The organism is Pseudomonas asiatica, assembly GCF_009932335.1.
Classification (GTDB): domain Bacteria; phylum Pseudomonadota; class Gammaproteobacteria; order Pseudomonadales; family Pseudomonadaceae; genus Aquipseudomonas; species Aquipseudomonas asiatica.
The window spans coordinates 1,235,325-1,255,243 of sequence record NZ_BLJF01000001.1 but is presented as its reverse complement, the minus strand read 5'-3'; the positions used below and the strand labels follow the sequence as shown (position 1 = coordinate 1,255,243).

Below are 19,919 nucleotides of genomic sequence, written 5' to 3'. Positions count from 1 at the left end.
GCTATTTCTCGTAGGTGAACGTCGGGGCGTCCTTCTTGGATCCCCAGTAGATGGGCCATTCGGACATCTGGGCGATGGCGTAGAAGAACCGGTCGCCCTGGTGGCGGGCCCGATGGTTCTCGTCGGTGAACCGCTCGGTGCCGGTGCGACTCCACTCGGCCATCCGATCAACGATCGGGACGGTGATCTTGTTGCCGTCTTCGCCATTGCCAGCGTAGGAAAAGGTGGCGGCGTCCATGCGGCCGGAGAACAGGATGTCGGCGGCGTAGTTGCCCTGCTCGTCGAACACCACAAACATGAGCTTGCCCGAGCGCCCGCGGCATCCCCGGATGTTGGTCTCGGTGATGATGTAGCTGTCCAGGCCAGTGAGAGCCAGGTCGATCGACATGGGCGAGTTCGAGTTGTCGCTTTCCTGCGACTGCCCGACCTCGCCGAACTGCCCTACCCCCAGATACGTGATGCCGCCGATCACCAGATCACCGGTACCCGTGTGTGCGTACACCGGGCCGTCTTCGAAGTCGAGCTGGCAGGCGTACACGCTGAGGAATTTGCCGGTGGCGATGATATCGACCACGCTCTGGCTGAATGGGAACGTCGAGGGCATCAGAAGGCCTCCCTGAACTGGTAGCTGCCACTGGCCACCACCGGCCTCACCGTCATGTTCCAGGTATCCTGGGTCATGCGGCATTCGGCGTAGGGGTTGAGGTATTCGACCGGCGTCCCGGCGACCAGCGATTTGCGGATGCGCTTGTTGACCGACACGATGGCCTGGCCTTGGGCGTTGGAGGTAGCAGGTTCAACCACTTCGAACATCTCACCGGCCACCGTGAGGTAATCCCCCACGGCGAAAACCGGGGTGTTCGCGGCGGCACCGGCCACCGTGATAGCCCTGGCCTGCGCCACGCCTGACACGACGGTGAGGCTTCCCACGCTCACCTTCCGGGTTCGGGTGAACGCCGGCAGGTTGAACGTGCCGAACAGCCCGTCCAGGCGCCCGAGAAACGCCGACAGCTCGCGCTCCTGCTCCCGGGTAAGCAGACCAAACGTCAGGGTGCACTGCCAGTACGCGCCCGGCTGCCCGACGATCTGCTGGGCGTTCGAGAGCGTCGAGGTGAAGGCGCGGCTGTTGTTGACTAAGCCCCACGTCATTTCAGACGGGTGCAGCGATGCCGGCCATTGGATAGCCATGCAGTACTCCTTCTTGCTATCGGTTGCGGGCGATCAGCTGCCGCGCCGGCCCGTTCATCTTGAAGTCGCGCAGCACCAGGTTGTAGCCATCCTGAGCGCCCTTCTGGGCTGCCTGTTGGATGCGGGCTAGGGTTGCGTCGTCGGCTGTGCCTTGAACGCTGATGTGCTGAACGATAGGGGGTAGTCCAGTCTGGTTTGCAGGGAGCACCGAGGAAGACTGTGTTGCAATCGCTGCTGGCTCGACATAACCGCCACTGGCATACCCCTTCCTGTTGAGCCGATCGAGGTGGTCGCGCATTCCGGGCTGGCTGACAACCTCCTTACGGACCACGTACTCACCGCCGTGGACAACACCCTTCGGTTCAAACTTTCCGCCGTCTCCGGTATAGCCGCCAGCCGCAAAGCCAGACCGCGAGATCGTCTCGCTGAAACCGGTCATGGTGCCACTGCCTGCAGCCGCTGCTCCCCCTCCTCCGCCTAGGAATCCTAGGGCAGAGCCAAGGAAGCCGGCGGCCGCTTGGCGCACCTGAATCCGAATGAGGTCGGCCACTACCTGGTCAGCGAAGTCCTTGAAAGACAGCTTGCCGGTCTTCACGAAGTTGACCACGGCGTCTTCCATGTTGCCGAAGGCGTTGCTGAACAGGTTGCGAGTCTGCCCCGCAACGTCCCTGGCACTGTCCATGTAGTCCTGGAAGGCGCCGCGGGCGCCGTTGCTCCAGTCGGCCTGGGCTTGGTCGATCTGGGACCATCCCTCGCGCTGAGCAGCGACACGCTTCTGAAGAAACTCCCGTTCGATGTCGATCTGCGCCTGCAGGTCCTGCCGCTGCTTCTCGCCCTGGGCGTTGGCCAGCTCGGTCTGCAACTGAAGGATGCGGTTGTTGGTGTCCTGCTCGATCCTCAGGCGCTCTTGCATGCGGGTTGCATCCTTCTGGCCCATACCCACGGCATCAGCCTGCGCAGCGTACTCCATGCGCTGGGTAGCCAGCTGCCGCTCCATCTGGGCGCGGTACTGCTCGGCCTGGGTCAAGCCCTGGGCGCCCTTGATCGCCGCGGCGTAGTTCGTCGAGGCCTGCGCCAGCGCCTTGCCGTACTCCTCCTGGCTGATCTTGCCCTTCTGGAAGGCCAGGTCCAGCTGCTGCTGCTCCTTGGTCAGGGCACGGGCGGCCTGGGCTGCTGGGTCGTACTGGCCATACAGGCGAGCGAAGGTATTTTCCGCCTCGGCAACGCCTCGATTGACGTTCTTCGGCGCGTTCTTCTTCGCCTCGCGGGTTTTGATGTCCGCGATTTCCTGCTCGATGTTCTTCCGGGCTGTGGCGTATTTTGCTTCCTCAGCGGCAGTGAAAACGCCAGCCTCAACAGCTTTCGCCTTTGCCTTGTCGAGATCGGCGAGGTCTTTATTCAGTCGCTGAGTCTGGGTCAGGGCGCTCTTATAGCTGGCGTCAAGCGCGTCCAGGCCCTTGCGGCCTTCCTCCTGAACCCGTCGGCGCCTCTCCTCTTCTTCCAGCGTTTTCTGGTTAACCCTGAGGATTTCCTGCCGCTTGCTCAGTTCTTGTTCAATCTCAGCTATGCGAGATCTGGTCGTATCATCTTCATAGCCCGTATTGAGCAAGCTATTCCGATATGCCAATTCCTGCTGAAGCTTCTTGATCGCCGACTCTTCGCTCTCGGCACTTCTCCTGCCAATGCTGGCGAAGGCATCGAGAACCTCATTGGCGGCGTCCTTGATGTTGAGCCAGCCGCGCTCGATCAGACCCAGGTTCTCGCGGATCTTGGAGGTGCGCTGCCCCATCGCCTCGGCGTAGGTGCGCTCCGCCAAGTCGGCAGCAGCCACGGCTTTACCCTGATCCGACAGGGCCTTGATTTGGGCATACACCGACGCGGTCAGGAATCGGTATTTCTCGTCCAGTTCGACAATGCCCGCGACCGGATCCTTGCCGAGCTTGATGAACTCGGCAACCGTTTCTTCTATAGCCTTACCAGTGACTCGCTGCATCTCGACGGCTGTGGTCGTGATCAGCTTAAAATTCCCGGTTGTGTTCTCGCCTGCGGCGGTCAATTGCGCCAAGGCTCCGGCGGCCTGACCGAACGTCCCCGTTACCTGGTCGGCTGACTCCGCCAAGCTGATCAATTGCGCCTCGGACGCCTTGGAGAAGTTGCCTGTCAGAATCAGGCTGTTTCGAAGGGCATCCGATTGCTCGGAGCCCTTGTAGTAGGCCAGGGCCAGCGCGCCGGCGGCAGCGGCAGCAACAGTGAATGGATTCACCAAGCCAAGGATGTAACCGCCCATGGCCTGGGCTGCTGGGGCGATGCCGCCAAACATATCTTTGAGCTGTCCACCCTGCTGAAGCAGGACCGTCAATGGGGCCTGGCCTGCTTGAAGGCTGATCGCGATGTCGGTGAACTGCGCAGGTAGCATATTCAGGTTGTTGCGCATGGCCTTGGCGGACATTCCTGTCCTGTTCATGCTCTCTGCGGATTCGCCAAGCGCGTCGCGCATTGTGTTGATGCGCTGGGTGTACTCGACGAATGTGTCGCTCTCGACGATTCCGGCCTTTTTGAACTTGGCCAGCTTCTCCTGCATGTCGTCGAGGCGCCCGAGAGCAGCAACCGTTGGGTTGATCTGACCCAGCAGCTGGGAAAGCTCCTTGCGTTGATCGTCAAGGCTGCTGCTCACGCCATCAGCAGATGCAGCTGCCGCATCGCCAGCGCGCTCCATGCGCTCAAGAGATCCGGTTAGATCGTCCGCATTGCGCTTTGCGCCCCGCGAGTCGATTGTTACCGCCAGGCGGGATTCCTGCGCCATACCTTTCTCCGGGGGTTAAAAACCCGCCGGAGCGGGTTCTGTTATTTCATTGGCTCGATGATGTTCTTGTAACACTCGGCGTAGGCCGCGTTTCTGAAGTCAGACACGAGCTTTTTCTTACCGGCAGAGCTGTTCGCGACAGGTGCGGTGTACGCCTTTACCACCATGGCGTCAGAGAATTTGCTTTGGTCGCCAACGGATGACATGGCGTCCTCAAGCAAATCGCCGTTCTGGCGCGCCTCCATTGCTTTTCCCGCCATGGCAGATATTTTTTTGCAGGTCTCTTCGCCGCTTGCGGCAAGCGCTGAAAAAGGCAGACAGATAAGGGCGGCGATCAATAGCGTTCGATTCATGGCTTCCTCCATAAAGATGGCCAGAATCTACCACCATCAGGAGGAAGCGCCAAAACCCTGCACAGGCGGAGCGGAAAACGAAAAGGCACCCGAAGGTGCCCTCTCATTGCCTCTGAGCAACGCGGCGATCATCGATACTTAAAAGGAGCCGGTGTGGTGAGCAACGGCTCGGCCTTGTCCCATGTGCCGCGATACCCTCGCACCTGATATGAATAACCTGGCTTCAAGTCCAGCAGTAAGCCTCGCAGGTCTCCGCCTGCGCAACCCATGTTGTTTTTGATGGCCAGCTGCACTGGGCCAGGCTGATGATAGAGAGTCACAGATTTCCCGCTCGTGGTCTCGGCTGCAAGCTTCTCGTTCAAGAAAACTTGCATCCCTGCGCCAAAGCAGCTTATTGCGCCAGCGTCTTGAGTGAAAACGATCCTTGCATCATCAGGGGTCGTTGGGCGGCTGAATGCGTAAACATCATCCGCCTGGACCTGGACTGCAGCATCAGGCGAAACCCTAGCGGTCTCGCATCCGGTTGCCGCGATGCAGGCCAACCCTATAAAAATGGGTTATCGGTTTTACGTGTTGTTGCAGGCAAAGCGCAGCCTTAAAGCATATTGGCATTAGCTTCGGCTTTAAGTGTTGTTATAATGAAGACTCACCCCCATTGCAGGAGAGAGTCATGCCAAACCCCAAGGAAACCGCAATCCCGCCATCAGCTGCTCAGGTAGCGATGCTTGAGGCCTTAACAGCGAATCGGGGTAGTAGTGATTTGGCCGGCGAGATAGCTTCGCTGCGTAACGAAATCTCCGAGCTCCGTGCAGCCCTTGTCCCTGTTCCGTCACTGATCATGACTGGCCAGCACGCTCTTGATGAGTTCAAGCGGATAACGCGAGGAGCTACGCTGTGAACATGCAGACAGTCGGCGCCGACCGTTATCGGGTCGAGCCTACGGGCAGAGGGTTCTGGCCGTTCTGTGTGCGCGCCGGGGATGGAGAGCGAGAGCTATTCATAGGGCACCGAAAGGCCTGCGAACGAGTTGCCGCCGAACTTGCGACGGCGTTCGAGGATGGCAAGTTTGTTGGAAGTCGGGACGCCCTGGCCGCCCAGGGGGCGGCCGGTGCCTGAATCGCTTTCCCTTCTGCACCCATTGAACGTAAAGATCGTGGAGTTTCTTGAGGATGAACACGATCTGCAATTCAAGGTTGAGTTTCCGGCACCCGAGTTCTGCACCTCCTGCGGAGCTATCGGCCAGTCGATTCGTTTCTCCAAGAAGCTGACCAAGTACGTTGACCTGCCCATCAGGGGCAAGCGCACGGTGCTCTGGGGCATGCGTCGACGGTACAAGTGCAAGACATGCAGCAAAGTGTTCTCGCCGGCCCTGCTGGATTTCGACGAGAAGCACCGCATGACGAAACGCTGCCATGCCTACGTCATCAAGCACGCCATGACCAGCACGAACTCAGCTGTGGCGCGCGATCTCGGCGTGGATGAATCAGTGGTGCGCAGGGCCTTGCGCGACTACTGCGCCGAAAAGGAGGCTGGATACAGGCCCATGCTTCCGCGTGTTCTTGGCATTGATGAACTACTTGTCGGCGGCGAGTACAGGTGCGTCCTGATCAACCTGGAAGAAAGAACGATCATCGACGTCCTGCCTAACCGCAAGAAGATCGTGATCCATAATTACATCTCCAACATGCGCGGCCGGGACAGGGTCCAGATCGTCTGCCAGGACATGTTCCATCCGTACAAAGACGTGTCGCTAGAGCTGTTCCCTAACGCCACTGTCATCGTCGATAAGTTCCACGTTGTGCGGTACGCCAACGATGCAATGGACCAGATACGAAAGCGGATCAAGCGAGGCCTCACCGTTCCGCAAAAGCGCACCCTGAAAGGCGACCGCAAGCTAATGCTGATGCGTAGGCGTGACCTGGACGTTTGGGCGCACCTGAAGATCAAGACGTGGTTCGATCAGTTCCCCGAGCTAGGCACCGCCTACAACCTCAAGGAAGGCTTCTACAACATCTGGAATAGCAAGACCCACAATGCAGCCAGGCAAGCCTATGACGAATGGCGGCAGCGCATCCCCGCTGAGCAAGAGAAGGACTGGAAGGTCGTCACAACCATGATGACCAACTGGGGCGAGTACATCTTCAACTACTTCAGGTTCATTCCCCAGCGGTACACCAACGCGCTAACCGAGTCGATCAACCGCTATCTGCGCGACGTGAACCGTAACGCGCGCGGACTGAGCTTCGAGATGTTCCGCGCCAAGATCATGTTCACCCTAGAGCACAAAGTGAAGCCGCCAGAAACCAAGCGGCTAGCGCCGTTCCTGGCCAGGGAAATCATGGCAGTCGAGCCCATCGAGGACGAGCTGGTGGATTACGGCGTTCCGATATTCAGCATCTTGCAGCTGTACGCGGAGCCGGAGACCAGAGCCATCCGCGAGGACGACTAACAACACACTCAACCACCCAACCGTGGGGTATTCAGAAAGGGTCTAACAACACCCTTTCCCGAATACCCATAAAAATCCACCGTTTCACAGCGCGCCCTCCTTGAATTGAGGGCAATCTACCACAGCCTGGAAGCCGCCGGCGCACACCTATCAGTAGGTCCGCGCCCTGTCCACCCATCCACCCTGGACGGAAAGCCAGTACCAGCCCGGCACGGCGCCGTAGTAGCGTTGTGCCTCCCAACGAACTGCCCCGGTCCGTTGCCGGAAAGCCCATGGACTGGGGTGTTATGATCTAGGAGGATCAACATGAGCGAACAACGCGTAATCACTCCCTTCGAGCTCGGCGTATGCGCTGCACTTCAGGTAATAGGCACATCCCTGGCAACTCTGGACCCTTCGCTGCGCAGCAAGATTGAAGAAACAGCGAAGACTCTGATCGCCTCCATGCCAGCTGACAAATCCATCATCAAAGATCGGTCTGCGTATCACCTGCCTCTCGAATCTTTGATTCAAGGCCTTTTCCCAGAGCGGAATTCAAAATCTGACGTGTAACCCACGACAGGAGTTTCCCGGCGTCTTCGTGGCCCGGGAAACAATTTTGGGCTGAGCTCATGATTTCTCCTGCGGCCTGGCCGCGTCAGTCGTTGCTGTTCTGCTCCGCCCAGTTGGCGCGGAATTCTTCATCCAGAGCGAACACCACTGCCTCGAGCTCGTCACGATCGATGGCGGTCGGGTGCCTAGCCAGGTACTCGCTCACCATGCCTGCGGTGATCGGCGCCGGCGCGGCCATCATGCCGACGTACTGCCGTGACCTGCTGATCGCGTTGTAGGCGTCGAGCAGCTGGTCAGTGACCGGGTCAATCTCTGGGGCCTCCGGTACCGCGCCTACGCCGCTCAGTCGCTCGCGTTTCCAGCGCTTTTTCTCGTTCTCTTCGCCCGCCCAGTCGCGACCCCATCGGTAGACGGCGAGGGCTTTCCCACCGATTCCTTGATGCGCTCCTCGACGCGGTTGGCGATATCGACGCCGGTGCGCAGAGCGAGGAAGTAGACGCTCGGCATCTGCTCGATCAGGGCCTTGCCGAGCTCCGGGGTGTACGGCGCCGGTTCGCCCGGACGCTCGGCCACGTCGACGCCCTGCCAGTCCTTGATCAGGTGGTGCGCCACCAGGTCCATGTAGAGCTCGTCGTCCACCTCGATCTCGACCTGCGGGATCTGCGCGACGCTGAACTGCTTGGTGCCGACGCCGGCCTGGGAGTCTATCGCCGCCAAGTGCCGGTTGATCAGCGCGCGGTGCGATCGGTATACGGGGTCGGCGGCGGAGCCGACCAGGATCTTGGCGCCCGGGGCGAACTCCACCCAGCGCTGGCCGTGGAGGTCCATCTCGGGCTTGCGAGCAATAGTGAATCCCATGTTCTTCCTCTGCGGTAAAAGGCCCGACACGCACCGCAGGGCGCGCCGGGCAATGATTACGCCGTGACAGTGATCGCCGCGGTGCCTTTTTTGGTGCCATCCACGGTGCTGGTGGCGGTGATGGTCGCGGTGCCGACAGCCACACCTGTCACGACGCCGGTGGCGCTGACGGTGGCCTTGCTCGCATCGGAGCTGGACCAGGTAACGGTCTGGGTCGCGCCAGCCGGGGTGACGGTAGCGGTCAAGTTGGTAGTAGCACCAACGGCCACGCTGGCGGTCGACGGGGCCACGGTCACGCCAGTTGGCGCTGGAGGCGCCGGACGGCGGGTGATGGTCGGCGATACGCGACGGGCGGTGTAGGTCAGCTCCACCTGGATGATGTCGGTGGCTCCGCCATCCGGCCAGGAGCCGCTGATTTCCATCTCCGGGATTAGGATGTCGTAGGCGCCGTCGGCATTGCCCAGAGTGAATTCGAAGCTGATCGCATCGCCGGTCTGCTGCTTCTTCCACAGCTCGTAGGCCGTCTTCGACCAGCTCAGCGTGATGCTGCCCGACGGCGTGAAGGTGGTCGGGATGATATTGCCGGCAAAGGGGTTTCCGTTGCCGATACAGCGCTGGGTCTGGACGGCATTGTCGAACTGCAGGTTGAAGGTGTCGACGCAAACGTTGTTGTCGCCGACCTGGACCCCGTTGAGCTTGAGGCCGGAGACGTCCTTGAAGCCATAGCGGCGCTGGAATGCTTCGGCCACCGGCGTGAGGATGAAGTTGGTGTTGTCGCCCTTGTCCTGCCAGCCGGTCGCAGCAAAGCTGGTGGTCACCTCGATCTCGCCGTCATTCGGCACTTGGATGTTCATTGTGGCGACCTGGGCGCCGGTGGCCTTGCCGGCGATGCCGACGTCCGCGGCATAGTAGCCCAGGCTAAAGCTGATCCGGTCGTTACCCATGGTCAGGACGTTGTTGTCCCAATCCTTGCCGAAGCAGGAGGCCATGAACTCATCCAGCGCGCCAAAGCGCATCTTGGTACCGACATCGCCTGCCACGTCCACGGTGGTCTGGGCGGTACCTTGTGACATGCGGTCTTCGCCGATCTCATTGTTCTCGGCGGTGTTGTAGCTGGGCCCGACACCGAAGCTGGTCCGCGTCAGCACGCTCCAGGGGCCTGGCGGGGTGGTGCCTGGCGTGACTTCACGAATCCAGGCGGTTGCAACCTTGGCACCACTCGACATGGCGTGTTTCTCCTATCAATAGGCGTAAAAAAACCGCCTTGTGGCGGGCTTTGAATGGGCGAACTTGGAATGGCTCAGGAGGAGCGCTTACCGAATTCCTCGAGAGCCGCTTGGTAGCCGGCGCGAGCGCCTTTCACTACGGCCTCCTTGACGGCCTCCATAAGCTCGATCTTTTCCTTCAGAGGGTCAGCCAGCTTTGAATCAGCGATGCAGCTGTTCAGCTCCTGAAGCACCTGATCGACTCCAAGTCCCACACCAGCAGCAAAGTACCGCCCGCTTTCATCACGACTTAGACTTATTGCCCATCGCACCGCATCGACGGTCACTTGACCGGCCATGCCCTGGTGGCATTGGTCATCGCCTTCTGCCCTGCCCCGCAAGGTGATCGAACCGCTGGACAAATCCATCTCTACCACAGGGCGCCCGGCATCATCCGTAGCCTTAGAGCTGAGTTTCACGCTCATAGCTGAATCACGAATCATGGCCTCGTTGATGTAGGTGACGCCGTCTACCACCATGAATGGTTTGCTGTTTCTCTGCATGGACTCTCCCGCTGACCTCAGTAGGCCCGGTATGGAATGGACAGGTTGACCTGGTACCAGCCGTGGCCGTCATCGCCGATGGTGCTGGCCGAGGCCGCGTAGCACTCGAATGGCCCGGTCGGGTCGCTGTAGAACTCGAAGTGCTGAACCAGCGTGTCCGCGGCCTTGGTGATCGCCAGGGTGCCCTTGTTACTGGGCACGAACAGCTGAACCATGATGATGCCGGTTCGGCGCACGCAGGGGCCGATGCCGACCTCTGGCGCGCTGGACAGGCCTGGAACGTCCGCCAGCCTTGCCCAGATGGTTTTGCCGGACGGGTCGAACGGCCCCTGCGGGTTGTTCGGGTAATCGACAGCGGATGCGGGTATGCCCGCCCACTGCGTCATGCGGCCAGTGACGATGGCCCGGATCTGTTCGAAGGTCATTTGTCGTAGGCCTGTGTCACGCCGTAAAAGGCGATGCCGTAGATACCAGCGGGCGCCTGCCGGGAGTGGCCATCCTCGAGCGCCCCGGCGTACACCAGGTTGTTCTGGATGTAGGTGACGGTATAAGGCTCAAGCCCAGACAGCACGCTCTCACCCTTCGCGACCGTCTCCCGACCGCTCTTGTCGTAGGCGTCAAGGGAATAGAAGACCGGCGAGCCGATGCTGACGATGTTGTTGGCCAGGAAGCGCCCGGTATCCACAGGTGCCCGAAGTACGATCTCGCCCAGCATTGCCAGGGTGATCGATCGGTGCCGATCGGCCAGGGCGTCTTCGACCACGCCAATGAACGCCGACGGCGGCACGCTCCAAGCGCGCCCTCCTCTTTGCTTGGCCATCACGCCTTCCTCAGCTGCAGGTCATGATGCACGCCGGCAGGATCACCGCCCACGCGAACGATGCGATAGCCCTTAGCGGGCATGCCGAGAATACCGACGTTGTCGGTCGTCTCCACCAGGTGGCCGATGTCTGGGCGGCCGGCCACTTCGTTGGTTAGCGCAATGAGCTGGATGTCGCCGAACTTGATGTTCAGCCCGTCGACACGCTTTTCATCGTACTCATGGAATACGCCGCGCCCGGCGTAGATCACAGGCTGCGCCGTGGTTTCCTCGGTCACCGGGTCGAAAACGCCTGGACCCATGTACTCGCCTGTGAAGGCGGTTACCGACTCCGCGAAGACGTCATCGAATAGCTCCCCGAAGATTTCCTGCATCTCGTCGCGCATAGTTTGCCCTTATGGTGTACCGGGCCTGGCACCGGCAATTCGCGGTTTCGTCCCACCCAGCGCCCAGGGACCGGTCACCCGGGTACCGCAGGAGTGCGCCAGAGTTGGTGCTGAATGGCTCGCCCAGCGCCCGGGTCTGACCCTGCATGCCGGCGTGGCTGTTGCGCACCTTCTCGTCTCGCCTGGTCTCCCAGTCCTTGACGATGGCTTCCCTCGGCAGCCCGCGCTCGACCAGTTGCTCATACACCCGGTCCCGGCCAGCGCTGAACGATTCAAGCGCCTCGGTGCGGGCAATCATCTGTGCATGGGTCTGCAGAAGGCGGTCGGCGTAACGCCCTGCGATGCGGTCGGCATCAGAACTGCTTACCGGCGTTCCATCCTTCAGCGCTCGCATGACCATGGAATCAAAGCGCTTGTCGCGGCGGGTGCGGGTCAGGTACTTGCGCAGCTGTTCAGGATCGCCGCTGCGCAGCTGGGTTCTGGCATCGGCCACGTACTGGGAGAAATTGCCAGGCAGCCCAACCGTGCCGCCTGTACGCCGACCGGTTTGCTTGCTCACACGACCGGCCAGGTCCAGGGCAATTTGGCGCGGGCTCCTGCCGGCCTCCAGGCCAGAGGCAACCGTAACGCTGATGCCATCGACCTGATCCATGGCCATCTGTGACTTCAGGGTTGCGATGTGCTGCGCCAGCCATGACTGGGCGCCTTCGGCATTCACATCCAGCTCCTGCCTGCCCAGGCTGCGCGGTACGCTGCTCACCTCTGCCTTGGCGCCTGCCATATAGCCCGACCGGATCAACTCCATCAGCGCGCCGAACACGCCAACCGTGAGCATATCGCCCAGCGCAGAATCGTCTCGCGTCGCGATGAGGCGCTCGATCTCGGCGATGGTGGCCGCGTCCAGGGTTGCTCGAATCTGGTCGAGGTAGGCCTTGGCCATCGCTGGCTCCATGCCCTCGATCTGCCGGATGAGTTCTGCCTGGTTCACACGACCACCACTACTGGCAGCGGGCACCGCAGCACCATGATTGGCGCCAGGATGTCGTTGATGATGCCGACTACGGGCTTGTTGGGCTGACCGTCGACATCCTCAGGGCCGAAGAACTCGGTATCTAGAGGACCTACCTTGGCGCGTTTGACGGCCTTGGATGCCACATAGTCAGGGTTAAGGCTGCCAGGCTTCACCAGCTCACGCAGCGCGCCTTCGTAGGTGGCCTGTTCAACCTCGCGCGGCACCGAGCCTGCGTCGATTGGGTCGCCGTTTCGGTCCGTTGCGCCGGAACGAGGCCATTGCAACGCCTGGTCACGCCCGCCGACCTTGCGGCCGGGGAACGACAGAACGCAGCCGGTGGTAGGCAGCTGGGTGCCGAGGCCGTCGATGTAGGCTGAGGCTCGCGCCAGTGCCGCTTCCTTGTCGGCCTGAGTAGCAGCCGCCCAGGCGGCATTGCCACGGGCCGTGTGGTAGGAATCTGCGCCCGCCACGGTACCGTAGTAGTCAGCCATCATCGCTCTCGAATAAGTGGGCGGCGAACCGCCCGGGGTTGTTACGGGTGCTTGGCCAGTTCGGCCTGCAGCTCTTCCAGGGTGACGTCGTCGCCGACTTCAATGCCCTTTTCCTTGAGCTTGGCGATGGCTTCAGCCTTGGCCTTGGCCTCGACTTCTGCCAGGCGCTTCTGCAGGGTTTCAGGCTTGGCATTTGCGCCAACCTCGATGCCCAAAGCTTTCAGCTTGGCCATCAACTCTTCCTTGGTCAGCTCCGCCGGCTCGCCAGCCTCTACCACCAGCACGCCTGACTCGACGTAGAAGGCCAGATTCTGACGCTTGCTGTAGTCGACCCACTGCGGCACGTCGATGGTGCCGCCAGGAGGAACCACGGAGCCGTCAGGCAGGCCGATTGGGGTCTTGCTATGGGTGTTGGTTACCTTAGCCATGTGACCCCCTTAGATGCCGTCGGTGTAGCGGACTTCGGCAGGACGACGAACATCCACACCGCCCAGGCGGAAGATGCCCGGCACTTCCCAGCGGATCGGGCCTGCCTGGTACACAGGCAGGAAGCGGTGAGGCATCGGGATGTGCATCTTCAGCACCGACGGGTCGCGGCGGTAGCTGATCATACGCGCGGTGTTGCCTGCGCCGGCGGTGTCCAGGCCGTTCAGGCCCTTGATCATCAGCGGGCGACCGGTCTGTGCGGTGTAGACGTTGTTGCGCTGCAGGTAGGTCAGGATCGACTCCAGGCCCTGCTCGTTCACCTTACGGGTGGCCAGCAACAGGAACTTGCTGTACGGCAGCAACAGGGTGTCGGAGAACGCAGTGAACAGCGTGCCCTGGGCCTGCACGGTCAGGGCGGTGTTCACGTCGGCCAGGATCTGGTCGGCGGTCGCGGTAGCCCAGTTGCCGGTCACGGCCGTGCCAGCGGTGACGCCCGGGAAATTGAACAGGCCCGAGAAGCCTTTCGACGAGTCACCCAGCAGGGCAACGCGGTCAACCATTTCCTCGTAGGCCCGGCGGGCCGCCATGGCGTCATCAGCGGTCAGGTTGATGCCGAGCATCTGCGCCTGGCTGATCTCTTCCAGGCCGTAGCCATAGCCGATACCGGCCATGTGGATCTGGGTCTCGAACTTCGAGCGCTCGGTGCTGGCCAGCGGGATGTCATCGGCATTGCCGTTGATCCAGTCGGCTTTACCGACCTTGTCGGCCGAGTAGTAGGTGACGGTCTTGATCCATTCGGGAGCCGAGGTGTCGACCGGGATCAGCTGCGAATACTGAATGTCCGCATAGACGATCTCGTTCACCTGACGCTCGATGTACGAGGTCTGGGAGACCACGAAGCCCAGGGCGGCCTGAGCATCGAGGAGCTGAATGTGTCGCATGGTTTCTCCTTAGCCCAGGCGGACTTGAGCGAGTTGGTTGGCACCGGTGGTGCTGGTGTCGAAACGGGCGTTCGCGACCAGTACGTTGCTGGTGGCCACGTTGGTCCAGGCGCCGGTAGCCGGCACGAAGTAGACCGGGTCACCAGCGGCTACCTGCACGGAAGCGGTTACCCAGATGGCGCCCTTGGTCATCACGCGGGCCGATTCGTACTGGCTGTACTGGTTGGCCTCGGCCTTGACCGAGCGATCGCGGACGCTGATGCCGACGAACTTGGCTGCGGTGTCGCCGGTGGTGGCAGCACGGCCAGCCTTGTCGGCAGTGCCCTGGATAACCGGGACGCCGAACGCCAGGCCGCCAGCAGCCTCAACGGTGCGGGAGATCAGGGTCTTCGGGATCGTGTCCACGATCATGCCCGGCAGGCCGGCTCGAATGGTCGCGGTGTAGCTGGTTTGAACGGCCATTACTTGGCACCCCCTTTCCAGGCGTCGTTCAGACGCTGCTCGTAGGCCTGCTGGCCGTTGTCATTGGGCTTCGGCGGTTTGCCGTCCTGATTGATCAGGTGCTGGCGGACCGGGTCCTTGGCGGCGTCCTCGACCAGCAGGTCGAACCGAGCATCGATGTAGGCATCGGTCTTGCCGGCGATGGCAGCGTCACCGATCTTGGCGACGACCACGGCCTTGCGGATCTCGGCATCGCTCTTCCCGGCGTAATCGCCGTCGTGGATGGCCTTGGCCTTGGCGATCAGGTCGCCTCGGGCCTTCACGCGCTCGTCGATCTGCGCGTCGGTGATCTGCTTGGACTTGAGGTCATCGATCTCGGCGTCCTTCTTGGCCAGGTCAGCGTCCTTGGCTGCCATTGCAGTGGCGTGCGCAGCCTCGGTGGTGCTGAGCTTGGTGGCGGCGTCGGCCAGGCGGCCTTGCAGGGTGGCGATGACAACGGCGCCCTGGTCGGTTACTTCAACCGGGATGCCGTCGACGGTAACCGTCTTCAGGGTCATGGGTTTTTCCTCGGGGGTTGGGGTGTGTTGTGGCCAGGAGTCGCCAATGCTTGCCCGGCTGCCGGCCCGCCCGCGCTGAACGATGGCGATGTGGTCGGCGATGATGTTGGTTTGCTTGGCCTGGTACTTGGTGCCGTCCGGGGCTTCCCCGTCCTCCCAAACCAGTTCGCAGCTGTAGCCCACGCTCAGTTCGCGCTTGCCGGCTTGCACCGCGGCTACGGCGTCACCGTCGGTGATCTTCAGGCCGATCTTCAGGTACTCGCCGTCGCGCAGCACCTCGTCGCCGGTCGTGCCCACCGCCACCTTCTTCCAGTTGGCAGCCGTGACCGGCTGGCCCGGGTGGTCATTGGTCATCGGGATCTTGGAGAACGACTCCAGCGATCGCTTGGAGAAGACCTCCTTCTCGTCGCGGTAGACGTTCACGACCTTCAGGTCAGGCCGACCTACTTCGGCGCCCAGGTACTGCTGAATGCCGGTGCGCGCAGTGAGCGCAAAAGCTTCCAGGTAGCCGGAATCGTTCAGCCTGGTGTCGCCCAGGCTGACTGTGTCTGTGATGTGCATGGTTTACCTCAGGGCGTGGCCGTAACGTCGTCTGGCTCTTCTTCGTCGGGCAGTTCAGAGCCGAACTCAGCGATTGCCGCCTCAAGGCCCGGCAAAACGCTCTGCTCGACCAGCAGCGTGGTAGCTGCCTTGCTCAGCGCGTCTTCAGGCCAGAGCTTCGTTTCGCCAAGGATCTTGAGGGTCTCGGCCGTCTGCTTGCTGATCTCGGACCGCTCTTTTGCCGTCGGCTGCCAGAGAGGGTTCCACACGTAGTGGATCTGGGCCGGCCTGGAGCCAAGCGCCGAGCGGATCAGGCAGTCATCGAGCAGCTTCAGGGCCGGGGTGATGTCAAGTTCTTGCAGCGCCTGGATGCGGTCGTAGTAGTTGCGAAGGTCGGCCTCGCCGGTGGAGTTCAGGCCGGAAGGCGACTGCCCGAGCAAACGGGTAGCCGGAATGTCGGCCGCACCGGATACGGCCTGCAGGAATCGGTCGATGATGTCAGGCAGCGTGCCGAAGCTCGCCGACTTCGTCTCATAGTCCTCTTCCTTGTCCAGCAGCAGCGTACCGTTGATGCCCTTGGCAGTGGCTGCCAGGGTGATGCGTTCCAGCACCTGCTTGCGGTATCCGTCGTCCTGCAGGCTCTGCATGAAGTCAGGGATGCGGATGACGTCGACCTTGGCCTCGAACACCAGGCTGGCCACGTTGGCCATGGTGCCGTCCGACTGCTTGATGGCTTCGAAAATCGCCTGGAGGACCGAATCACCCCAGCCGAAGATGTTGGCCGGGGCCAGGTCAGGGTCGGGATGCTCGGCCCCGGAGAAGATCACCAGGCGAGATGGGTGGATCTCCACCTGGCTATCAGCCAGGCGGTAGGCCTTGGGCTTGCCGAAGCGCTCCGACTGGGGATCTTGTTCGATCTCGGTCGGGGACAACTGCCGGCGATTCATGACGGCCAGGTACTTAAGGCCGCCTGACTGGATTCGCTCAGGGTTCAGCGGCACCGCAGTGTTCGTCTCTCCCGTGCCGATGAAGATGGCCGCCCCGCCGAACAGCCGGGCCCGGGTCATGGCCTGCTTCACCTTGGCTCGAAGGTCAAGGCGAACCTCCTCAGCCTCGATTTTCTCGATCTGGGCCTTGTCAGCCTGCCATGCCCGCCAGCGCCGAGTGGCGTCCAAAGCAGGGATGTCCACTATCTTGCGCGGAAGCCAGGCCCCGCGATATGCGTTCACCAGCTGCTCGTCGGTCAGGATCACCGGCGCATACGTCGAGCCCGATGCCTTGTCGCGCTCGGTGCCCAGGTTCGCCACCAGGTTCACCAGCTTGTCGCTGAGGTATCGGACTACGCCCATTAGGTAACACCTTCGTAGGAGAATCGGCCCTTCGCAGGCCATTCAACGTCGACGCAGTAGCCGATCGCGGTTGTGATGTGTTGATACTGGTTCTTCTGGTCCTCTTGGAACGTCGAACCTTCTTGAAGCTGGACTGTGGCCAGGCCCTTGTGGCACCAAGGCGCGGTCACCGGGTTGACGAAGAGGCTGCTCTCCCCGGATGCGGTCAGGATCTTGGCCCGGACAGCGTTCTGCCGGTCCTTGATGGCCGGGTGTGCAGGCTTAACCTTGCGCGTGTAGCGCCACCCGCTCGCCTTCAGCACGGCCTCGATGTCGGTGTAGTCCGATGCGTGACCATGCTTCTCGCCGGCCTTGCCCGCCGGGTCTCCGTAGATCAGCACATGCTTGTTCTTGTGATCCTTGTAACGCTCAACGAACTCGACGGCCGCCTGGCGCGATATGGCGCTGGTCAGTACGATCTCATCAAGCAGGTACAGATCCTTGCCGTTGTTGCGCCGGACACCGATGGCCGACGATAGAGGCGTGAAGTTCTGGTCGTGCATCCACATCAGCTGCTCATGCGGCTCGATGGTGGCAGACGTTTGGTTATGCTTGCCGTAATCCTCGTAGATCCGACCCGAGGCCGTCTCGAAGCTGGCTTCAAACTCCTGCTTGAATTGCTTGGGCGACATGGCGCGCTTCATGGCATCCATGACGTCCGGCGGCAGGATCTCTGCTGACTTCCAGTGGAACACGCGGAAGTTCGGATCCTGCCCTGTCTCGGCCTGCTGGCAGAGGTCGTAGTAGTGGTTCAGGCCATCAGGCACGCCCAGCAGCCAGCACCAAGCCCGGTAGTCAGGCATGGTCGGGTTGACGGTATTGAGGGCCGGCAGGATGTTTGCCTCCCAGGCGTCCGGCTTAACGTCGGCGAATTCGTCGATGCCACCACCAGTCCACGGGATACCCTCGATCCGCTGAGGCTTGTCCAGGCCGATGACGTGTATCTCGCTACCGTTCTCCAGGTAGATGATTAGGTCCGACTCGGAAGGCCGGCGGCTATGCATGCTCGACAGCGTGAAAGCCTTGAGGTCGTCCCAGAAGATCTTCTTGGCCTGGGCATGAGTGGGAGCCGCAGCGAAGTACGGGCCACTGTAGGCCGTGGCCTGCTTCACCAGGAACCGCTTGAATCGTTCGGTCTTGCCGCTACGGCGCCCGGCCGGAACCAGGGGGAAACGGATACCAGACGGCACGGCCGCCATGAGGGCGAGCTGTACCGGGTGATCCTTGAGCTTGTACCAGCGGGCCAGCTGGCGATCGAGCATCAGGTTACCGGTGTTCATCCTGGCAACCTCGCAATCAGATCAGCCAGCAGCTGGGCGTTGGACGACTGCGACCCGGCTTGCAGGGCCTTCAGCTCAGCCTTGCGCTTCTCGATCTCCAGTCGCTTGAGCTCTTCGTCAAGCTCAGAAGGACCGCCATGCCCGAACATACCCAGGTGCCGCCCGATGTCGACCAGCGCACCCTTCTTGTCGTGCAGCTTTACCTTCAGCCCTTCTTTGCCTTGGGACACCTCGGCAATGGCGCCGGCCGTGTCGTCGTCGATCTCGGCGGAGTCGATCAGCGCAAGGCCGTGGTACGGCACCATGTCTTCGGTGCCGCCCTCTTCTGCCTCGACCATGCGCACCATCGTCTCGCCCCAGCGGACCACCTTCCGGATGTCGCTGAACCCTATCTTGGCCAGCTCTCGGAGCACCATGTCCTGGGTGATGGCTACCCTTCCAGAGCGCGCCTCCATGCCAGCCTGGATGGCCTGCTGAATGTCAACATTTGTCAACAGACGATTACCCGCCTGTCTGGCAGTCTTAGCGCTGAATCCAGCGCGGATAGCGGCTTGCGTGGCATTCAGGTCGATCAGGTATTCGTCGACGAAGCGCTGCTGTTTTGCTGTCAGCGCCATAGGGAATTCCTTGAGACTTAGGTGCCTCGCTGTGGCAGGTGTTGAAATAGTGGCTCGCTGCCTGTATTGATCTCCGCTCTACCAACGAAACGGAGCTTCAAATGGCAACCACATACGAAACGATCATCAATAATGCGATCAGCGGAGGTGCTGACGTTTACCGAGCCACCGCAGTAGCAGCCGCACTCGAACTGATAGCCGCTCGCATCGCTAGCCCAACCGTGAAGCAGGCCCAACTTGCAGACGAGATGGACAACCTGTCGAAGTATGCAGATCAGATCCAGCAGGCGCTGAACCAAAAGTAACCGCCAGCCTTCCTGGCCCGCGCCACGAAACGGAGCATCGCTATTTTGTGGCGCGCGGCCTGTGCCTGGACTGATCAAACAACCTGGCCACATTGCCCTTCGAGCGCAGCGCCAGGATGAACAGGATCCCGAATATCAGGGTGCTGGGGACCGAGGTGGCCGGCCACTGCCCGTACAGCAGGATCGCGCCGACGATGCTCAGCCACTCCTGACCGAACAGGGATGCCAGGCAGAAGGCACAGAGGCTGGGCAGGAACTTGTAGCTCGACTCGCCCCGCCGGTACATGAACGCTATGACGAAGCAGATACCGCCGCAGAACCCGGCATGGGCCAGGGTGATGGTTTGGTCTAGGGTCATTGGCCCCCTCGCTTGGGGAACAGGCTGCCAATTGCTGCTGGCAGCTCGGTTACCCACTTCGGCAGTTTGCCGGTGGTGATCGACTCCAGTACGCTGATGCTCACCAGGACAGTGGCGAGTCCACAGCTGAAGGCAGCGATGCCGCTGGTCTTCGTCCAGGCCTGGGCCAGGATCTCGGCCGAGCCGTAGTAGCCGCCGATCCAGCCAGCGAGCAGGTAGCCCATGCGCTGCCAGAGGGTTATGTCCTTCGCCCACAGGATGAAGAGCAGCGCGCCACCGAAGGCGCATACAACAGCGTTCAGATCAATCGTGGGAAGGCAGCTTGCGAGGGCAATGCCGCCAAGCCCTACAACCGTGCAGGCAGCTGCAGAAGCGGCATCGACCAT

General features: G+C 61.4%; 26 protein-coding genes. 4 read left to right on the top strand and 22 right to left on the bottom strand.

Translation table 11 applies throughout. The features are described 5' to 3' along the window. Nucleotide 1: 1 nt before the first annotated feature. The 4 genes from GYA95_RS05925 to GYA95_RS05910 are packed head-to-tail and all read right to left on the bottom strand — an operon-like array spanning nt 2 to nt 4,344. Complete coding sequence (locus GYA95_RS05925; RefSeq protein WP_096010339.1) at nt 2–604, bottom strand: hypothetical protein; 603 nt, start codon at nt 602–604, stop codon at nt 2–4. After that, nucleotides 604–1,188, bottom strand: a complete 585-nt coding sequence (locus GYA95_RS05920; protein ID WP_161551330.1) for a hypothetical protein — start codon at nt 1,186–1,188, stop codon at nt 604–606. Before GYA95_RS05920 ends, GYA95_RS05925 begins: the two co-directional genes overlap by 1 nt. 16 nt (nt 1,189–1,204) lie before the next feature. After that, entirely contained in the window at nt 1,205–3,991 is a 2,787-nt protein-coding gene (locus GYA95_RS05915) for a phage tail tape measure protein (RefSeq protein ID WP_161551329.1), read from the bottom strand. Nucleotides 3,992–4,032: 41 nt separating this feature from the next. Further along, nucleotides 4,033–4,344 (bottom strand): hypothetical protein, encoded by a 312-nt coding sequence (locus GYA95_RS05910; protein WP_039615346.1) that lies wholly within the window; start codon nt 4,342–4,344, stop codon nt 4,033–4,035. 670 nt (nt 4,345–5,014) lie between these two features. Here GYA95_RS05910 and GYA95_RS05905 point away from each other — a divergent pair. The 3 genes from GYA95_RS05905 (at nt 5,015) to GYA95_RS05895 (ending at nt 7,345) form a co-directional block, all read left to right on the top strand. After that, nucleotides 5,015–5,242 carry a hypothetical protein gene (locus GYA95_RS05905; protein WP_123906748.1) on the top strand — a complete coding sequence of 76 codons (228 nt, stop codon included), beginning with the start codon at nt 5,015–5,017 and terminating at the stop codon, nt 5,240–5,242. Nucleotides 5,243–5,401: 159 nt separating this feature from the next. Continuing rightward, nucleotides 5,402–6,793, top strand: a complete 1,392-nt coding sequence (locus GYA95_RS05900; RefSeq protein WP_070700455.1) for an ISL3 family transposase — start codon at nt 5,402–5,404, stop codon at nt 6,791–6,793. 306 nt (nt 6,794–7,099) lie between these two features. After that, a complete protein-coding gene (locus GYA95_RS05895; protein WP_039615348.1) occupies nt 7,100–7,345 on the top strand; it encodes a hypothetical protein in 246 nt (81 codons plus the stop codon). Between the two features lie 85 nt (nt 7,346–7,430). On the opposite strand, the gene GYA95_RS27775 is transcribed toward GYA95_RS05895, so the two are convergent. The 16 genes from GYA95_RS27775 to GYA95_RS05815 form a co-directional block, all read right to left on the bottom strand. Continuing rightward, nucleotides 7,431–7,586 carry a hypothetical protein gene (locus tag GYA95_RS27775; RefSeq protein ID WP_201775115.1) on the bottom strand — a complete coding sequence of 52 codons (156 nt, stop codon included), beginning with the start codon at nt 7,584–7,586 and terminating at the stop codon, nt 7,431–7,433. Between the two features lie 101 nt (nt 7,587–7,687). Further along, entirely contained in the window at nt 7,688–8,203 is a 516-nt protein-coding gene (locus tag GYA95_RS05885; RefSeq protein WP_065110717.1) for a hypothetical protein, read from the bottom strand. A gap of 56 nt (nt 8,204–8,259) precedes the next feature. Further along, the gene (locus GYA95_RS05880; protein WP_161551328.1) at nt 8,260–9,429 is read right to left on the bottom strand and encodes a phage tail tube protein; all 1,170 of its coding nucleotides are present in this window, start codon (nt 9,427–9,429) and stop codon (nt 8,260–8,262) included. A 74-nt stretch (nt 9,430–9,503) separates the two neighbouring features. Continuing rightward, nucleotides 9,504–9,971 (bottom strand): hypothetical protein, encoded by a 468-nt coding sequence (locus GYA95_RS05875; protein ID WP_161551327.1) that lies wholly within the window; start codon nt 9,969–9,971, stop codon nt 9,504–9,506. A gap of 17 nt (nt 9,972–9,988) precedes the next feature. After that, nucleotides 9,989–10,396: a phage tail terminator-like protein gene (locus GYA95_RS05870; protein ID WP_161551326.1), complete on the bottom strand. Its 408-nt coding sequence runs from the start codon at nt 10,394–10,396 to the stop codon at nt 9,989–9,991. Continuing rightward, nucleotides 10,393–10,791, bottom strand: a complete 399-nt coding sequence (locus GYA95_RS05865; protein ID WP_161551325.1) for an HK97 gp10 family phage protein — start codon at nt 10,789–10,791, stop codon at nt 10,393–10,395. Before GYA95_RS05865 ends, GYA95_RS05870 begins: the two co-directional genes overlap by 4 nt. Then, a complete protein-coding gene (locus GYA95_RS05860) occupies nt 10,791–11,177 on the bottom strand; it encodes a hypothetical protein (protein WP_161551324.1) in 387 nt (128 codons plus the stop codon). The genes GYA95_RS05865 and GYA95_RS05860 overlap by 1 nt, the downstream gene beginning before the upstream one ends. Continuing rightward, a complete protein-coding gene (locus GYA95_RS05855; protein WP_161551323.1) occupies nt 11,134–12,165 on the bottom strand; it encodes a phage minor head protein in 1,032 nt (343 codons plus the stop codon). Before GYA95_RS05855 ends, GYA95_RS05860 begins: the two co-directional genes overlap by 44 nt. Next, nucleotides 12,162–12,680 carry a DnaT-like ssDNA-binding protein gene (locus GYA95_RS05850; RefSeq protein ID WP_161551322.1) on the bottom strand — a complete coding sequence of 173 codons (519 nt, stop codon included), beginning with the start codon at nt 12,678–12,680 and terminating at the stop codon, nt 12,162–12,164. The genes GYA95_RS05855 and GYA95_RS05850 overlap by 4 nt, the downstream gene beginning before the upstream one ends. A 41-nt stretch (nt 12,681–12,721) precedes the next feature. Then, on the bottom strand, nt 12,722–13,108 hold the full coding sequence (locus GYA95_RS05845; RefSeq protein WP_161551321.1) for a hypothetical protein: 387 nt from the start codon (nt 13,106–13,108) through the stop codon (nt 12,722–12,724). 9 nt (nt 13,109–13,117) lie between these two features. Further along, nucleotides 13,118–14,047 carry a DUF2184 domain-containing protein gene (locus tag GYA95_RS05840; RefSeq protein WP_161551320.1) on the bottom strand — a complete coding sequence of 310 codons (930 nt, stop codon included), beginning with the start codon at nt 14,045–14,047 and terminating at the stop codon, nt 13,118–13,120. A gap of 9 nt (nt 14,048–14,056) precedes the next feature. After that, nucleotides 14,057–14,509 carry a structural cement protein Gp24 gene (locus GYA95_RS05835; RefSeq protein ID WP_161551319.1) on the bottom strand — a complete coding sequence of 151 codons (453 nt, stop codon included), beginning with the start codon at nt 14,507–14,509 and terminating at the stop codon, nt 14,057–14,059. Further along, the gene (locus tag GYA95_RS05830) at nt 14,509–15,606 is read right to left on the bottom strand and encodes a DUF2213 domain-containing protein (protein WP_161551318.1); all 1,098 of its coding nucleotides are present in this window, start codon (nt 15,604–15,606) and stop codon (nt 14,509–14,511) included. Before GYA95_RS05830 ends, GYA95_RS05835 begins: the two co-directional genes overlap by 1 nt. Before the next feature lie 8 nt (nt 15,607–15,614). Next, nucleotides 15,615–16,934 (bottom strand): DUF1073 domain-containing protein, encoded by a 1,320-nt coding sequence (locus GYA95_RS05825; RefSeq protein ID WP_161551317.1) that lies wholly within the window; start codon nt 16,932–16,934, stop codon nt 15,615–15,617. After that, nucleotides 16,934–18,253 carry a terminase large subunit domain-containing protein gene (locus GYA95_RS05820; protein ID WP_137164967.1) on the bottom strand — a complete coding sequence of 440 codons (1,320 nt, stop codon included), beginning with the start codon at nt 18,251–18,253 and terminating at the stop codon, nt 16,934–16,936. The genes GYA95_RS05825 and GYA95_RS05820 overlap by 1 nt, the downstream gene beginning before the upstream one ends. After that, nucleotides 18,250–18,870: a terminase small subunit gene (locus GYA95_RS05815; protein WP_161551316.1), complete on the bottom strand. Its 621-nt coding sequence runs from the start codon at nt 18,868–18,870 to the stop codon at nt 18,250–18,252. The genes GYA95_RS05820 and GYA95_RS05815 overlap by 4 nt, the downstream gene beginning before the upstream one ends. 101 nt (nt 18,871–18,971) lie before the next feature. Here GYA95_RS05815 and GYA95_RS05810 point away from each other — a divergent pair, with 101 nt between their 5' ends. Continuing rightward, nucleotides 18,972–19,175 (top strand): hypothetical protein, encoded by a 204-nt coding sequence (locus GYA95_RS05810; protein WP_137164969.1) that lies wholly within the window; start codon nt 18,972–18,974, stop codon nt 19,173–19,175. Between the two features lie 40 nt (nt 19,176–19,215). On the opposite strand, the gene GYA95_RS05805 is transcribed toward GYA95_RS05810, so the two are convergent. Next, nucleotides 19,216–19,533, bottom strand: coding sequence for a phage holin family protein (locus GYA95_RS05805; protein ID WP_137164970.1), 318 nt, complete (start codon nt 19,531–19,533; stop codon nt 19,216–19,218). Then, nucleotides 19,530–19,919 (bottom strand): putative holin, encoded by a 390-nt coding sequence (locus tag GYA95_RS05800; RefSeq protein WP_064590629.1) that lies wholly within the window; start codon nt 19,917–19,919, stop codon nt 19,530–19,532. The genes GYA95_RS05805 and GYA95_RS05800 overlap by 4 nt, the downstream gene beginning before the upstream one ends.

Bases quoted from the DNA above. Each gene is read 5' to 3' on its own strand.
- GYA95_RS05805 (WP_137164970.1), bottom strand. From the start codon at position 19,533: ATGACCCTAGACCAAACCATCACCCTGGCCCATGCCGGGTTCTGCGGC.
- GYA95_RS05850 (WP_161551322.1), bottom strand. From the start codon at position 12,680: ATGGCTGACTACTACGGTACCGTGGCGGGCGCAGATTCCTACCACACG.
- GYA95_RS05900 (WP_070700455.1), top strand. From the start codon at position 5,402: ATGGCAAGTTTGTTGGAAGTCGGGACGCCCTGGCCGCCCAGGGGGCGG.
- GYA95_RS05865 (WP_161551325.1), bottom strand. From the start codon at position 10,791: ATGGCCAAGCAAAGAGGAGGGCGCGCTTGGAGCGTGCCGCCGTCGGCG.
- GYA95_RS05840 (WP_161551320.1), bottom strand. From the start codon at position 14,047: ATGCGACACATTCAGCTCCTCGATGCTCAGGCCGCCCTGGGCTTCGTG.
- GYA95_RS05885 (WP_065110717.1), bottom strand. From the start codon at position 8,203: ATGGGATTCACTATTGCTCGCAAGCCCGAGATGGACCTCCACGGCCAG.
- GYA95_RS05880 (WP_161551328.1), bottom strand. From the start codon at position 9,429: ATGTCGAGTGGTGCCAAGGTTGCAACCGCCTGGATTCGTGAAGTCACG.
- GYA95_RS05905 (WP_123906748.1), top strand. From the start codon at position 5,015: ATGCCAAACCCCAAGGAAACCGCAATCCCGCCATCAGCTGCTCAGGTA.
- GYA95_RS05810 (WP_137164969.1), top strand. From the start codon at position 18,972: ATGGCAACCACATACGAAACGATCATCAATAATGCGATCAGCGGAGGT.
- GYA95_RS05815 (WP_161551316.1), bottom strand. From the start codon at position 18,870: ATGGCGCTGACAGCAAAACAGCAGCGCTTCGTCGACGAATACCTGATC.
- GYA95_RS05800 (WP_064590629.1), bottom strand. From the start codon at position 19,919: ATGGTCGATGCCGCTTCTGCAGCTGCCTGCACGGTTGTAGGGCTTGGC.
- GYA95_RS05895 (WP_039615348.1), top strand. From the start codon at position 7,100: ATGAGCGAACAACGCGTAATCACTCCCTTCGAGCTCGGCGTATGCGCT.
- GYA95_RS05825 (WP_161551317.1), bottom strand. From the start codon at position 16,934: ATGGGCGTAGTCCGATACCTCAGCGACAAGCTGGTGAACCTGGTGGCG.
- GYA95_RS05920 (WP_161551330.1), bottom strand. From the start codon at position 1,188: ATGGCTATCCAATGGCCGGCATCGCTGCACCCGTCTGAAATGACGTGG.
- GYA95_RS27775 (WP_201775115.1), bottom strand. From the start codon at position 7,586: ATGATGGCCGCGCCGGCGCCGATCACCGCAGGCATGGTGAGCGAGTAC.
- GYA95_RS05830 (WP_161551318.1), bottom strand. From the start codon at position 15,606: ATGCACATCACAGACACAGTCAGCCTGGGCGACACCAGGCTGAACGAT.
- GYA95_RS05870 (WP_161551326.1), bottom strand. From the start codon at position 10,396: ATGACCTTCGAACAGATCCGGGCCATCGTCACTGGCCGCATGACGCAG.
- GYA95_RS05910 (WP_039615346.1), bottom strand. From the start codon at position 4,344: ATGAATCGAACGCTATTGATCGCCGCCCTTATCTGTCTGCCTTTTTCA.
- GYA95_RS05820 (WP_137164967.1), bottom strand. From the start codon at position 18,253: ATGAACACCGGTAACCTGATGCTCGATCGCCAGCTGGCCCGCTGGTAC.
- GYA95_RS05925 (WP_096010339.1), bottom strand. From the start codon at position 604: ATGCCCTCGACGTTCCCATTCAGCCAGAGCGTGGTCGATATCATCGCC.
- GYA95_RS05860 (WP_161551324.1), bottom strand. From the start codon at position 11,177: ATGCGCGACGAGATGCAGGAAATCTTCGGGGAGCTATTCGATGACGTC.
- GYA95_RS05845 (WP_161551321.1), bottom strand. From the start codon at position 13,108: ATGGCTAAGGTAACCAACACCCATAGCAAGACCCCAATCGGCCTGCCT.
- GYA95_RS05915 (WP_161551329.1), bottom strand. From the start codon at position 3,991: ATGGCGCAGGAATCCCGCCTGGCGGTAACAATCGACTCGCGGGGCGCA.
- GYA95_RS05835 (WP_161551319.1), bottom strand. From the start codon at position 14,509: ATGGCCGTTCAAACCAGCTACACCGCGACCATTCGAGCCGGCCTGCCG.
- GYA95_RS05875 (WP_161551327.1), bottom strand. From the start codon at position 9,971: ATGCAGAGAAACAGCAAACCATTCATGGTGGTAGACGGCGTCACCTAC.